Annotated in this window: 12 protein-coding genes; 10 read left to right on the top strand and 2 right to left on the bottom strand. The window is 72.6% G+C overall.

The window, feature by feature from the left end:
- Window positions 1-166: 166 nt before the first annotated feature.
- The 10 genes from hrcA (at window position 167) to ABZ016_RS02410 (ending at window position 10,860) form a co-directional block, all read left to right on the top strand.
- Window positions 167-1,183: a heat-inducible transcriptional repressor HrcA gene (gene hrcA / locus ABZ016_RS02455; protein WP_345659637.1), complete on the top strand. Its 1,017-nt coding sequence runs from the start codon at window positions 167-169 to the stop codon at window positions 1,181-1,183.
- Entirely contained in the window at window positions 1,183-2,319 is a 1,137-nt protein-coding gene (dnaJ, locus tag ABZ016_RS02450) for a molecular chaperone DnaJ (RefSeq protein WP_356914668.1), read from the top strand. The genes hrcA and dnaJ overlap by 1 nt, the downstream gene beginning before the upstream one ends.
- 100 nt (window positions 2,320-2,419) lie before the next feature.
- Window positions 2,420-3,493, top strand: a complete 1,074-nt coding sequence (locus tag ABZ016_RS02445; RefSeq protein WP_356914667.1) for a nitronate monooxygenase — start codon at window positions 2,420-2,422, stop codon at window positions 3,491-3,493.
- The gene (locus ABZ016_RS02440; protein ID WP_356914666.1) at window positions 3,490-4,230 is read left to right on the top strand and encodes a 16S rRNA (uracil(1498)-N(3))-methyltransferase; all 741 of its coding nucleotides are present in this window, start codon (window positions 3,490-3,492) and stop codon (window positions 4,228-4,230) included. The genes ABZ016_RS02445 and ABZ016_RS02440 overlap by 4 nt, the downstream gene beginning before the upstream one ends.
- Before the next feature lie 17 nt (window positions 4,231-4,247).
- A complete protein-coding gene (locus ABZ016_RS02435) occupies window positions 4,248-4,640 on the top strand; it encodes a VOC family protein (RefSeq protein WP_356914665.1) in 393 nt (130 codons plus the stop codon).
- 48 nt (window positions 4,641-4,688) lie between these two features.
- Window positions 4,689-5,252, top strand: a complete 564-nt coding sequence (locus tag ABZ016_RS02430) for a hypothetical protein (protein ID WP_356914664.1) — start codon at window positions 4,689-4,691, stop codon at window positions 5,250-5,252.
- 45 nt (window positions 5,253-5,297) lie between these two features.
- Window positions 5,298-8,489: a S41 family peptidase gene (locus ABZ016_RS02425; protein ID WP_356914663.1), complete on the top strand. Its 3,192-nt coding sequence runs from the start codon at window positions 5,298-5,300 to the stop codon at window positions 8,487-8,489.
- Window positions 8,490-8,582: 93 nt separating this feature from the next.
- On the top strand, window positions 8,583-8,936 hold the full coding sequence (locus ABZ016_RS02420; RefSeq protein WP_356914662.1) for a histidine triad nucleotide-binding protein: 354 nt from the start codon (window positions 8,583-8,585) through the stop codon (window positions 8,934-8,936).
- A 5-nt stretch (window positions 8,937-8,941) separates the two neighbouring features.
- Complete coding sequence (locus ABZ016_RS02415) at window positions 8,942-9,847, top strand: ribonuclease Z (protein WP_356914661.1); 906 nt, start codon at window positions 8,942-8,944, stop codon at window positions 9,845-9,847.
- 20 nt (window positions 9,848-9,867) lie between these two features.
- Window positions 9,868-10,860 carry an adenosine deaminase gene (locus ABZ016_RS02410; RefSeq protein WP_356914660.1) on the top strand — a complete coding sequence of 331 codons (993 nt, stop codon included), beginning with the start codon at window positions 9,868-9,870 and terminating at the stop codon, window positions 10,858-10,860.
- Window positions 10,861-10,863: 3 nt separating this feature from the next.
- Here ABZ016_RS02410 and ABZ016_RS02405 read toward each other — a convergent pair whose 3' ends face one another.
- The gene (locus tag ABZ016_RS02405) at window positions 10,864-12,177 is read right to left on the bottom strand and encodes an MFS transporter (protein ID WP_356914659.1); all 1,314 of its coding nucleotides are present in this window, start codon (window positions 12,175-12,177) and stop codon (window positions 10,864-10,866) included.
- 203 nt (window positions 12,178-12,380) lie between these two features.
- Window positions 12,381-13,163, bottom strand: coding sequence for an IclR family transcriptional regulator (locus ABZ016_RS02400; RefSeq protein WP_356914658.1), 783 nt, complete (start codon window positions 13,161-13,163; stop codon window positions 12,381-12,383).
- Window positions 13,164-13,181 lie beyond the last annotated feature (18 nt).

Below are 13,181 nucleotides of genomic sequence, written 5' to 3'. Positions count from 1 at the left end.
GACGCTAGCGGTGGCACCCGCCGCGGGCACGACAGCGCGCGACCAGCCTTGCCGGGGGTGTACCCCACCGCCGTACACTGGGCCGGGGAATGCTGGCACTCGCACGCGCAGAGTGCCAGGCTCGACAGGCAGGACCACGGGCGGACGACTTCTGGAGGTGTGCGCGATGCTCAGTGAACGCAGGCTTCAGGTGCTGCGCGCCATCGTCCAGGACTACGTCGGCACCGAGGAGCCGGTGGGCTCCAAGGCCCTCACCGAGCGGCACAGCCTCGGCGTCTCCCCGGCCACCGTGCGCAACGACATGGCGGCCCTCGAGGACGAGGGGTACATCGCCCAGCCGCACACCAGCGCCGGGCGCATCCCCACGGACAAGGGCTACCGGCTGTTCGTGGACAAGCTGGCCGGGGTCAAGCCGATGACCGCGCCCGAGCGGCGCGCGATCCAGAACTTCCTCGAGGGCGCCGTCGACCTCGACGACGTCGTGGCGCGGACGGTACGGCTGCTCGCCCAGCTCACTCGGCAGGTCGCGGTCGTGCAGTACCCGTCGCTGACCCGGTCGACCGTGCGGCACGTGGAGTTGCTCTCCCTCGCGCCCGCGCGGCTGATGCTCGTGCTGATCACGGACACCGGGCGGGTCGAGCAGCGCGTGGTCGACTGCGCGGCGCCCTTCGGCGAGGCCTCGCTCGCGGACCTGCGCGCGCGGCTCAACAGCCGGGTGGCGAACCGCCGTTTCGCGGATGTGCCGAGTTTGGTGGAGGATCTCCCGGAGGCGTTCGAGCACGAGGACCGGGGTACGGTCTCGATGGTGCTCTCCACGCTTCTGGAGACGCTCGTCGAAGAGAACGAGGAGCGGCTGATGATCGGCGGCACCGCCAATCTCACTCGCTTCGGGCATGACTTTCCCCTCACGATCCGGCCGGTGCTGGAGGCGCTGGAGGAGCAGGTCGTGCTCCTCAAGCTGCTCGGCGAGGCGAAGGATCCGGGCGTGACCGTACGTATCGGTCATGAGAACGCCCATGAAGGACTCAACTCCACGTCCGTCGTGTCGGTCGGCTACGGTTCGGGCGGCGAGGCAGTCGCCAAGCTCGGCGTGGTCGGACCGACCCGCATGGACTACCCGGGAACGATGGGAGCGGTACGCGCAGTGGCACGGTACGTCGGACAGATCCTGGCGGAGTCGTAGTGGCCACGGACTACTACGCCGTACTCGGCGTGCGCCGCGACGCGTCGCAGGAAGAGATCAAGAAGGCCTTCCGGCGGCTCGCACGCGAGCTGCACCCGGACGTCAACCCCGATCCGAAGACCCAGGAGCGGTTCAAGGAGATCAACGCCGCTTACGAGGTGTTGTCGGACCCGCAGAAGAAGCAGGTCTACGACCTCGGCGGCGACCCGCTCTCCCAGGCCGGCGGCGGTGGCGCGGGCGGCTTCGGAGCCGGCGGCTTCGGGAACTTCTCGGACATCATGGACGCGTTCTTCGGCACGGCGTCGCAGCGCGGTCCGCGCTCGCGCACCCGCCGCGGCCAGGACGCGATGATCCGCATCGAGGTGGAACTCGACGAGGCGGCCTTCGGCACGACCAAGGACATCCAGGTCGACACGGCGGTCGTCTGCAACACCTGCAGCGGTGAGGGCGCGGCGCCGGGCACCTCGGCCCAGACGTGTGACATGTGCCGCGGCCGCGGTGAGGTGTCCCAGGTCACCCGGTCCTTCCTCGGCCAGGTCATGACGTCCCGCCCCTGCCCCCAGTGCCAGGGCTTCGGCACCGTGGTCCCCACTCCGTGCCCGGAGTGCGCGGGTGACGGCCGGGTCCGCTCCCGCCGGACGCTCACCGTCAAGATCCCGGCCGGTGTCGACAACGGCACGCGGATCCAGCTCGCCGGTGAGGGCGAGGTCGGGCCGGGCGGCGGTCCGGCGGGTGACCTGTACGTCGAGATCCACGAACTCCCGCACTCCACGTTCCAGCGGCGCGGCGACGACCTGCACTGCACGGTGACGATCCCCATGACGGCGGCGTGCCTCGGCACGAAGGTGCCGCTGGAGACGCTGGACGGCCTGGAGGAGGTCGACATCCGCCCGGGCACCCAGTCCGGCCAGTCGATCCCGCTGCACGGCCGGGGCGTCACGCACCTGCGGGGCGGCGGACGCGGCGACCTCATCGTCCACGTCGAGGTCCAGACCCCGACCAAGCTCGACCCCGAGCAGGAACGCCTGCTTCGCGAGCTCGCCAAGCTCCGCGGCGAGGAACGCCCCACGGGGCAGTTCCAGCCTGGGCAGCAAGGGCTGTTCTCGCGGCTGAAGGACGCGTTCAACGGGCGGTGAGCCGAGTCGGGGGACGGGCTGTGTGAGGCCTTTTCCTCTGGTCTATGCCACACGGCAGGCCGGTTTCGGGCTGGTTCGGAGGACGTGACAACATGCGGTCATGTCCTCCGCGCTGACCGATCTCTTCCCCCACCCGATCGTGCAGGCCCCCATGGCCGGCGGAGTCTCCCTGCCCCGGCTCGCCGCCGCCGTGTGCGAGGCGGGCGGGCTGGGATTCCTCGCCGCCGGGTACAAGACCGCCGACGGAATGTACGAGGAGATCAAGCAGCTCCGGTCCCTCACGAGCAGGCCCTTCGGCGTGAACCTCTTCATGCCGCAGCCGGAGTACGCCGACCCCGCCGCCGTCGACGTCTACGCCCACCAGCTGGCCGGCGAGGCCTCTTGGTACGAGGCCGAACTCGGCGATCCCGAGAGCGGACGTGACGACGGCTACGAGACCAAGCTGGCGGTGCTGCGCGACAACCCCGTGCCCGTGGTGTCGTTCCACTTCGGCGCGCCGAGCCGGGAGGTCGTCGACGCCCTGCACCGCGTCGGCACCTTCGTCCTGGCCGCCGCCACCACCCCCGACGAGGCCCGGGCCGTCGAGCGGTCGGGCGCGGACGCGGTCATCGCGCAGGGCGTCGAGGCCGGCGGTCACCAGGGCACGCACCGCGACGTCCCGGAGACGGACGGGTCCGGCATCGGCCTGCTGTCGCTGGTCGCCCAGGTCCGGGAGGCCGTGAGCATCCCGATCGTCGCCGCCGGCGGCATCATGCGCGGCGGCCAGATCGCCGCCGTGCTCGCGGCGGGCGCGAGCGCGGCCCAGCTCGGCACCGCGTTCCTCGCGACGCCCGAGTCGGGCGCGAACGCCCTGCACAAGCAGGCCCTGACCAACCCCCTGTTCGTCCGTACGGAGTTGACGCGGGCGTTCTCCGGGCGCCCGGCGCGCGGCCTCGTCAACCGGTTCCTGCGGGAGCACGGACCGTACGCGCCCGCCGCCTACCCCGAGATCCACCACCTCACCTCGCCGCTGCGCAAGGCCGCCGCCAAGGCGGGCGACGCGCAGGGCATGGCGCTGTGGGCCGGGCAGGGACACCGGATGGCGCGGGAGCTGCCCGCCGGGCAGCTGGTGGAAGTCCTGGCCGGTGAACTCGCCTCGTCCATGGCGGGGTTGGCGGGCGGGGGAGTTCGATGACGGCTCCGGTCTTCGTGGTCGAGCACTTCGACGCGGGCGGCGGCGGCCGCTACGTCCTCGACGGTCCGGAGGGGCGGCACGCCGTCTCCGTGAAGCGGCTGCGCCCCGGCGAGGACGTCGTCCTCACGGACGGGGCCGGGCGCTGGGCGGACTGCGTGGTGCTCGACACCGAGGGCAAGGACCGGCTGGTCGTCCGGCTGGACTCGGTGACCGAGGAGCCGCCGGAGGAGCCCCGGGTCACCGTCGTCCAGGCCCTGCCCAAGGGCGACCGCGGGGAACTGGCCGTGGAGACCATGACCGAGGTCGGCGTGGACACGATCGTGCCGTGGGCGGCGGCGCGCTGCATCACGCAGTGGAAGGGCGACCGGGGGCTGAAGGCGCTGGGCAAGTGGCGGGCGACGGCGCGGGAGGCCGGCAAGCAGTCCCGCAGGGTGCGCTTTCCCGAGGTCGCGGAGGCGGCGACGACCAAGCAGGTCGCCGCGCTGCTGGCCCGAGCCGACTTCGCCGCCGTGCTCCACGAGAGCGGGGACGAGCCGCTCGCGACGGCCGAACTGCCGTCCACCGGCGAGATCGTGCTGGTCGTGGGGCCCGAAGGGGGCGTGGCGCCGGAGGAGTTGGCGCTGTTCGAGGGGGCCGGGGCGAAGGCGTATCGTCTCGGGCGCAGTGTGCTGCGCACCTCGACAGCCGGGACGGCGGCCGCGGCCGTGCTCCTGGCTCGCACCGGCCGCTGGTCCTGACCACCCTCGGAGGCACCGTGGAACTCGCCCAGGTACGACTGCTCGTCGACGACTTCGCCGCCTGCTACCGCTTCTACGAGGAGGTGCTCGGCCTCAAGCCGCAGTCGGGCGCGGCGGACGGCCCGTACGAGAAGTTCAGCCCCGCGGCGGGCTCCGCGGGCATCGCCTTGCAGGACCGGTCCATGATGGCCGGCGTCCTCGACGAACTGGGCGAGGCGGCGGCCGGCCACCGCTCCCTGGTGGTCCTGCGCGTGGACGCCCTGAACGCCTACTGCGAGGAGATCACCCTGCGCGGCGCCAGGATCCTCCACGGCCCCGCACCGATGACGGACCGCATGCGCGTGGCCCATCTCAAGGACCCCGAGGGCAACTTGGTGGAGCTCCAGGAGTGGCTGCTGCTGCGCACCTGACGCCTTTGCGCCCTACCGCCCCGCACCCGTCGGTGGCAGGCTGCCTCCATGGGGGCTTCGAGGAGGATCCGGAGGGGCACGCGCGGCCGGCGGATGGCGGTGGCGGCGACGTTCGCGGCCGTCGCCGTGGGCGGGGCGGTCGCCTGCGAACCCGGCGGCATCAGCTCCGCGTCCGTCGCCTACACCACCGACCAGACCGTCACCGAGGAACTCAACCGCCAGAAGGCGGACGTGCGTTGGCTCAGCTGCACCGCCTCCTACGGCAACGACGGCAAGAGCGCGAAGTCATCGCCCTCCGCGCGTGAGAAGACCGTCGCCACCGTCGACTGCGAGGGCGAGACGAAGGACGGCAAGGACATCACCGTCGACGGCAAGGTGACCCACGCGGTGGACGGTGCCTGTGTCCGCGGGAACATCACCGCCAAGGTGGACGGCAAGGTGTGGTTCCAGGTCGACGGGCTCGGCGACTGCAACAGCACCAGCCCGCCGCCCGTCGGCTCAGGGGCCGGAGGGCCCTCGAACGGGCAGCCCGGCCCCACCGTCACGGTGACCGTCACCCAGACCATCTGGTGCGACCGGTATCCGGACTGCCGCCCTGTCGAGGGCAAGTGATCCGAACCCTGTCCGCGCGACGCCGTCCTTGCATAGGGTGATCAGGTGACATCGCCTGCATACCTCCGGTTCCCCCACGTGCACGGCGACCTGGTCGCCTTCACCGCCGAGGACGACGTGTGGCTCGCGCCACTCGACGGCGGCCGGGCCTGGCGGGTCAGCGCCGACAACGTGCCGGTGACCCAGCCCCGCATCTCGCCCGACGGCACCACCGTCGCCTGGACCTCCACCCGTGACGGCGCCCCCGAGGTGCACATCGCCCCGGTCGACGGCGGCCCCGCCAAGCGGCTGACGTACTGGGGCAGTGCGAAGACCCGGGTGTGCGGCTGGACCCCGGACGGCGAGGTCCTGGTGATCAGCACCGAGGGCCAGGCGAGCCTGCGCCGCACCTGGGCGCGTGCCGTCCCGCTCGACGGCGGCCCGGCCACCACCCTGCCGTACGGGCCCGTGGGGGACATCGCCTTCGGGCCGCACACCGTGCTGCTGTCCGCGCCGATGGGCCGCGAGGCCGCCTGGTGGAAGCGGTACCGCGGTGGCACCGCCGGCAAGCTGTGGATCGACCGCGAAGACGACGGGGAGTTCGTCCGGCTCCACGAGGAGCTCGACGGGAACATCGAGTACCCGCTGTGGGTGGGGGAGAAGATCGCGTTCCTCTCGGACCACGAGGGCACCGGCGCGCTGTACTCCTCCCTCGCCGACGGCTCCGACCTGCGGCGGCACACGCCGCTCGACGGTTTCTACGCCCGGCACGCCGCCACCGACGGCACCCGTGTCGTCTACGCGAGCGCCGGTGAGCTGTGGGTGCTCGACGACCTGGACGGTGCCGAGCCGCGCCGGCTCGACGTACGGCTCGGCGGGCAGCGCGTCGACCTCCAGCCGTTCCCGGTGAACGCTTCCCGGTGGTTCGGGTCGGCGTCCCCCGACCACACCGCGCGCGGCAGTGCCGTCTCCGTGCGCGGCTCCGTCCACTGGGTCACGCACCGCTCCGGCCCGGCCCGAGCACTCGCCGCGACACCCGGGGTACGGGCCCGGCTGCCGAGGGCGTTCCGCGCCGACGGGGAGGAGTGGGTGGTGTGGGTGACGGACGCCGAGGGCGACGACGCCCTGGAGTTCGCGCCCGCCACGGGCCTCGCCCCGGGGGCGACGCCCCGCCGGCTCGCCGCCGGGCAGCTCGGCCGGGTGCTGGACCTCGCCATGGCGCCCGACGGCAGCCGCGTCGCCGTGGCCTCCCACGACGGCCGTCTGCTGCTCGTCGAGCGGGAGACCGGCGAGGTACGGGAGGTGGACCGCAGCGAGGACGGTGACGTGTCCGGACTCGTCTTCTCGCCGGACTCGTCCTGGCTCGCCTGGTCCCACCCCGGCCCGCGGCCCCTGTGCCAGCTGAAGCTCGCCAACACCACCGACCTGTCGGTCACCGAGGCGACCCCGCTGCGCTTCCAGGACTACGCGCCGGCGTTCACGGTGGACGGCAAGCACCTCGCGTTCCTGTCGACCCGCTCCTTCGACCCGGTCTACGACGAGCACGTCTTCGACCTGGCCTTCGTGGAGGGTGCCCGGCCGCACCTCATCACCCTCGCGGCCACCACGCCCTCCCCGTTCGGGCCGCAACGGCACGGCCGGTCCTTCGAGACGCCCGACCGGGAGGAGACCCCGGACAGCGAGGGCACCCCCACCACCCGCATCGACCTGGAGGGGCTCGCCGACCGCATCGTGCCGTTCCCGGTGGAGGCCGCCCGCTACTCCAACCTGCGCGCCGCCAAGGACGGCGTCCTGTGGCTGCGCCACCCGGTCGCCGGTGTGCTCGGCGCGTCCCGGGCCACCCCGGACGATCCCGACCCGAAGTCCGAGCTGGAGCGGTACGACCTCGCCCAGCAGCGCGTCGAGCATCTCGCCGTCGACGCCGACCACTTCGAGGTGAGCGGCGACGGCAAGCGGGTCCTGCTGTGGACCGACGGGCGGCTGAAGGTCGTGCCCAGCGATCGCCGCGCGTCGAACGACGACGACAGCGACAGCAACATCACCGTCGACCTCAGCCGCGTACGCCAGTTCATCGACCCGGCCGCCGAGTGGCGGCAGATGTTCGACGAGAACGGCCGCATCATGCGCGACCACTTCTGGCGGCCCGACATGAGCGGCGTCGACTGGGCCGGCGTCCTCGACCGCTACCGCCCGGTCGTGGACCGGTGCGCCACCCACGACGACCTCGTCGACCTGCTGTGGGAGGTGCAGGGCGAACTCGGCACCTCGCACGCCTACGTCACGCCGCGCGGCGGCTTCGGCGGCGGTCCCCGCCAGGGCCTGCTCGGCGCCGACATCTCCCGCCACGAGGACGGCAGTTGGCGCGTCGACCGCATCCTGCCCTCCGAGACGTCCGACCCGGACGCCCGCAGCCCGCTGGCCGCGCCCGGCGTCGCGGTACGACCCGGGGACGCGATCCTCGCGATCGCCGGACAGCCGGTCGACCCGGTGACCGGCCCCGGCCCGCTGCTGATCGGCACGGCGGGCAAGCCGGTCGAGCTGACCGTCTCCCCGTCCGGCGGCGGCGACCCGCGGCACGCCGTCGTCGTCCCGGTCGCGGACGAGGAGCCGCTCCGCTACCACGCCTGGGTCGCCGACCGGCGTGCCTATGTGCACGAGAAGTCCGGCGGCCGGCTCGGCTATCTGCACGTCCCGGACATGCAGGCGCCCGGCTGGGCCCAGATCCACCGCGACCTGCGCGTGGAGGTGGCTCGCGAGGGCCTGGTCGTCGACGTCCGCGAGAACCGCGGCGGCCACACCTCCCAGCTGGTCGTCGAGAAACTCGCCCGCCGCATCGTCGGCTGGGCCGTCCCCCGCGGCATGCGCCCCTACAGCTACCCCGAGGACGCCCCCCGCGGCCCCGTCGTCGCCGTCGCCAACGAGTTCTCCGGCTCCGACGGCGACATCGTCAACGCCGCGATCAAGGCCCTGGCCCTGGGCCCCGTCGTCGGCACCCGCACCTGGGGCGGAGTCATCGGCATCGACAGCCGCTACCGCCTGGTCGACGGCACCCGGGTCACCCAGCCCAAGTACGCCTTCTGGCTGGAGGGCTACGAATGGGGAGTGGAGAACCACGGCGTGGACCCGGATGTGGAGGTCGTGCAGCGCCCGCAGGACTACGCGGCAGGCAGGGACACCCAACTGGACGAGGCCATCCGTATGGCGCTCGAAAGCCTGGAGACAGTACCGGCAAAAACGCCCCCGGGCCTGCCGACTTAAGGGGCGCGGGGAACGACCAGCCCGAAAGCACCCGCACCCGCCGACGATACGATGCCTGAGTCGGACCACATGCGGCCAACCACCGGAGGAAACATGGCAGGAGAACCCCAGGACGACTGCCTGTTCTGCAAGATCGTCGCAGGCACCATCCCGGCGACCATCGTCCGCGAAACAGCCACCACCGTCGCGTTCCGCGACATCAACCCCCAGGCCCCCACCCACGTCCTGGTCATCCCCAAGGCGCACCACGAGAACGCCGCAGCCCTCGCCACCGCCGACCCGGCCCTCACCGCCGACGTGCTGCGCGAGGCCCAGGCCGTCGCCGACGAGGAGAAGCTCGACAGCTTCCGCCTCGTCTTCAACACCGGCAGCGGCGCAGGCCAGACCGTCTGGCACGTGCACGCCCACGTGCTCGGCGGCCGCGGCCTCGATTGGCCCCCGGGATAGCCGCCTTGTCCGTACGTGAACTCGTGGTCCTCGGCACCGCCAGCCAGGTCCCGACCCGGCACCGCAACCACAACGGCTACCTGCTCCGCTGGGACGGCGAGGGCATCCTGTTCGACCCCGGCGAGGGCACGCAGCGCCAGATGCTGCGCGCCGGGGTCGCCGCGCACGACCTGAACCGGATCTGCGTCACGCACTTCCACGGCGACCACTCCCTCGGCCTCGCCGGCGTGATCCAGCGCATCAACCTCGACCGGGTCCCGCACGAGATCACCGCCCACTACCCCCGCTCCGGGCAGCGCTTCTTCGACCGGCTCCGGTACGCCACCGCCTACCGCGAGACCGTCGACCTCACCGAGGCCCCGATCGCCGCCGACGGGCCCCTCGCCCGTACGGACGGCTACATGCTGGAGGCCCGGAAGCTGTCGCACCCGGTGGAGTCGTACGGCTACCGGATCATCGAGCCCGACGGCCGTCGCATGCTGCCCGAGCGGCTCGCCGCGCACGGCATCAAGGGCCCGGACGTCGGCCGGATCCAGCGCGAGGGTTCGCTCGGCGCCGTCTCGCTCGACGACGTCAGCGAGGTACGGCGCGGGCAGCGGTTCGCGTTCGTCATGGACACCCGGCTGTGCGACGGCGTGGACGCGCTCGCGGAGGGCTGCGACATGCTCGTCATCGAGTCGACGTTCCTCGACGAGGACGAGGAACTCGCCGTCGAACACGGACATCTGACCGCCGGTCAGGCCGCCCGGGTGGCCCGGGAGGGCGGGGTGCGGCACCTCGTGCTGACCCACTTCAGTCAGCGCTACACGGACCCCGACGAGTTCGAGCGGCAGGCGCGGGCCGCCGGCTACGACGGTGAGCTGACCGTGGCGCATGATCTGCTGAGGGTGCCGGTACCGAAGCGTCGGTGAAACGGCCGTACGATGAATTGATGTCCCTCCCCAAAGCCGAACTGCACCTTCACATCGAAGGCACCCTGGAACCGGAACTCGCCTTCGAGCTCGCCACGCGCAACGGCGTCACCCTGCCCTACGCGTCCACGGACGAGCTGCGCGAGGCGTACCGGTTCGAGGACCTCCAGTCCTTCCTGAACCTGTACTACGAGCTCATGGCCGTCCTGCGCACCGAGCGGGACTTCGAGGACCTCGCGAACGCCTACCTCGCTCGGGCCGCCGCCCAGGGCGTGCGGCATGCGGAGATCTTCTTCGACCCGCAGGCCCACACCAGTCGTGGCTTGGAGCTCGGCACGGTCGTCGAGGGGCTGTGGCGCGCGCTGGGGAACAGTGCGGCGAACCACGGTGTCTCGACCCGGCTGATCCTGTGCTTCCTGCGCGACGAGTCCGCCGAGTCGGCCCTGGCGACCCTGGACGCGGCCAAGCCGTACCTGGACCGGATCACCGGCGTCGGCCTCGACTCGGCCGAGGTCGGGCACCCGCCGGTGAAGTTCCGTGCCGTGTACGAGGCCGCCGCCGCGCTCGGGCTGCGCCGGGTCGCCCACGCGGGCGAGGAGGGCCCGCCGGAGTACATCACCGAGGCGCTCGACGTGCTCGGCGTCGAGCGGGTCGACCACGGGCTGCGCTGCGTGGAGGACCCCGCGCTGGTGGAGCGGCTGGTGCGCGACCGGGTGCCGCTGACCCTGTGCCCCCTGTCGAACGTCCGGCTGCGCACGGTCGACACCCTCGCCGACCACCCGCTGCCCGCGATGCTGGACGCCGGCCTGATGTGCACGGTGAACTCGGACGACCCGGCCTACTTCGGCGGCTACGCCGGCGACAACTTCGACGCCGTGCGCGAGACCCTCGGCCTGAGCGAGGACCGGCTGCGCGAGCTCGCCCGCAACTCCTTCCTCGCCTCCTTCCTGGAGGACGACGAGGAGCTGCGGGCGCGGTATCTCGCCGAGGTGGAGGCGTACACCTTCGCCTAGCGGTCAGAAGACCTCCGACCCCGCCTTGTCGTAGGCACGCTGGGCGGGGACGGCCGGGGTCTCCACGGGGATCTCCACCACCGGCTGTTCCGGGGCGCCGATCTCGGGGACCGCGCCGGTGGGGGTGCCCGTGGCGGCGGCGACCAGGGCGGCCGGGTGGCCGCCGCGGCGGCGGATCGCGCCGGGCAGCAGCGGGCGTCCGCCGGTGTGCAGGGCGACGGCGGTCATCGGCAGGGCGATGACCAGCAGGCCGGCGGCCAGGAGGGTGCCCATGACCGGGAATCCGGCCTGTGCCGACAGCACACTGCCGGTCAGCGGCCCGGCGGCCGTGCCCAGCGAGGACGCCGAGCCGACCAGCACCGCCCAGCGGCCGCGCGGGTCCAGTGAGGCGGCGAGGCCGATCAGGTACGACAGCACCACCGGGTACAGCGTGTTCCAGGCGATCTCGCCGGTCGCGAAGCTCGTCAGGTCGGTCGCGGAGGCGCTGAGCACGATGCAGCCGGCGATGAGGACGGTGCCCGCCCCGATCGGCACGGCACGTCCCAGCCGTGCCCCGAGCGCTCCCGCCGCGAGGACTCCGGTCAGCCCGGCGACCAGGGCCACGGCGAACACGGCACCGACGGTGGCCTCGCCGAGGCCGGCCTGGGCCAGCCCGATCTGCCCGCTCACGCCCCACAGGGAGTTCTGGGCGAGCGACCAGCAGAGCATGGCGGCGGCCAGCACCAGACCCGAACGGGCGTGCGGCAGCCGGGCCTTGTCGTGCCGTGCGGCTGTGACGGGGGGACCCTCGGGGAGACGGCCGGTGAGCGGCCAGACGGCCAGGGCCGTGAGGGCGATCGCGGCCAGCGGCAGGCCGTGCCCCGGGCCGAGGTGCGGAACCGTCAGGTACACGGCGCCCGCGAGGGCGGAGACGCTGAGCAGGCCGGCGGTGGACGCCCGGTGCGGATCGCGCTGGGCGGCTATCAGGGTGGCGGCGACGGTGGTGGCCGTGCCGGAGCCGAACCCGCCGACGACCGCGCCGGTGACGACGGCCGGGACGGCGGTGGTCAGCGCGGCGGCGCCGTAGCCGAGCAGGGCCAGGGCGAGGCCGAGCCGGGCGAGGGTGCGGGCCCCGATCCGTTCGACCCGCGAGGCCAGGGCGAATCCGGCGGTCGCCGAACTCAGCAGCAGCGCGCTGCCGACGGCACCGGCCTGCGTGGTGGAGAGCGGAAGGCCCGAATCGAGTCGGCCGACCGTGGTCGGCAGCAGATACGGAGCGAGGTACCCGGCCGTGAAAAGGGCGACGAGGGGCCAGGGGGTGGTGCGGGGGGCGAACACGGGCGTTCCCAGGGCATGCGAAATGAGCGGGGGAAAAGGGGGGATTGGCGACGACCGTCGACGGACGGGAACGCGCGAGCAATTTGTATCAAGCACGTAGTCACGAACGAGAACCCAGAGGGTGTGATCTGGGGCACGTTGTGTTTGGGATGATGAGGTCCGGGTAGACGCGCGCCTCTCGCGGGGCGTCGTCGGTGTTTCCGCTAGCGCCAGTGCACGGATCCGGGCCCCGCCGGAACCGTCGCCTCGGCCTTCGCCCGGACCTCCCGCATCACGGCGACGATCCGCTCCTCGTGCTCCGGCGTGAGCCGGGCCACCGGCACGGAACAGCTGATCGCGTCCTGTGCCGGGGTGTCGTAGCGCAGGGCGAACCCGAAGCCGACGATGCCCGTCACGCCCTCCTCCCGGTCCACGGAGTGGCCGCGCTCCCGGATGCGGGCGAGGTCGGCCGCCAGGGACTCCCGGCTCGTGTGCGAGTTCGGGGTCAGCGCCGCGTACGGCCCCTCGGGCAGCTCCTCGTCCGGGCGCTCCGCCAGCAGGGCCTTGCCCAGGGCCCCGGCGTGCGCGGGCAGCCGCCGGCCCACCCGGCTGATCGTACGCAGGTACTCGTGCGACTCCCGCGTCGCCAGATAGGCCACGTCCGTGCCGTCCAGCCGGCCCATGTGGATCGTCTCGCCGAGCGCCTCGGACGCCTCGTCGAGGTACGGCCGCACGGCCCGGACCCGCGGGTCGGAGTCCAGGTAGCTCGTGCCGGTGAGCAGGGCGTGGATGCCGATGCCGTACAGGGAGCCGGTGATGTCGGTGCGGACCCAGCCGCGCGAGATCAGGGTCTGCAGCAGCGCGTACATCGAGCTGCGGGGCACGCCGAGTTCGTCGGCGAGCTCCTGCAGCCGTGCGGGCCGGTCCCCGCGGGCCGCGAGGAGTTCCAGCAGCTCGACCGTGCGGGCCGCGGACTTCACCTCGCGGACGCCCCCTGTGTCTGACATGCGCCGATGGTAATCCGG

The organism is Streptomyces sp. NPDC006372, assembly GCF_040612515.1.
Taxonomy (GTDB): Bacteria; Actinomycetota; Actinomycetes; order Streptomycetales; family Streptomycetaceae; genus Streptomyces.
This window is presented reverse-complemented; position numbering and strand designations above follow the sequence as displayed.

Coding starts and splice junctions, on each gene's coding strand:
- hrcA (WP_345659637.1), top strand. CDS start 167: ATGCTCAGTGAACGCAGGCTTCAGGTGCTGCGCGCCATCGTCCAGGAC.
- ABZ016_RS02445 (WP_356914667.1), top strand. CDS start 2,420: ATGTCCTCCGCGCTGACCGATCTCTTCCCCCACCCGATCGTGCAGGCC.
- ABZ016_RS02440 (WP_356914666.1), top strand. CDS start 3,490: ATGACGGCTCCGGTCTTCGTGGTCGAGCACTTCGACGCGGGCGGCGGC.
- ABZ016_RS02430 (WP_356914664.1), top strand. CDS start 4,689: ATGGGGGCTTCGAGGAGGATCCGGAGGGGCACGCGCGGCCGGCGGATG.
- ABZ016_RS02420 (WP_356914662.1), top strand. CDS start 8,583: ATGGCAGGAGAACCCCAGGACGACTGCCTGTTCTGCAAGATCGTCGCA.
- ABZ016_RS02410 (WP_356914660.1), top strand. CDS start 9,868: ATGTCCCTCCCCAAAGCCGAACTGCACCTTCACATCGAAGGCACCCTG.
- ABZ016_RS02400 (WP_356914658.1), bottom strand. CDS start 13,163: ATGTCAGACACAGGGGGCGTCCGCGAGGTGAAGTCCGCGGCCCGCACG.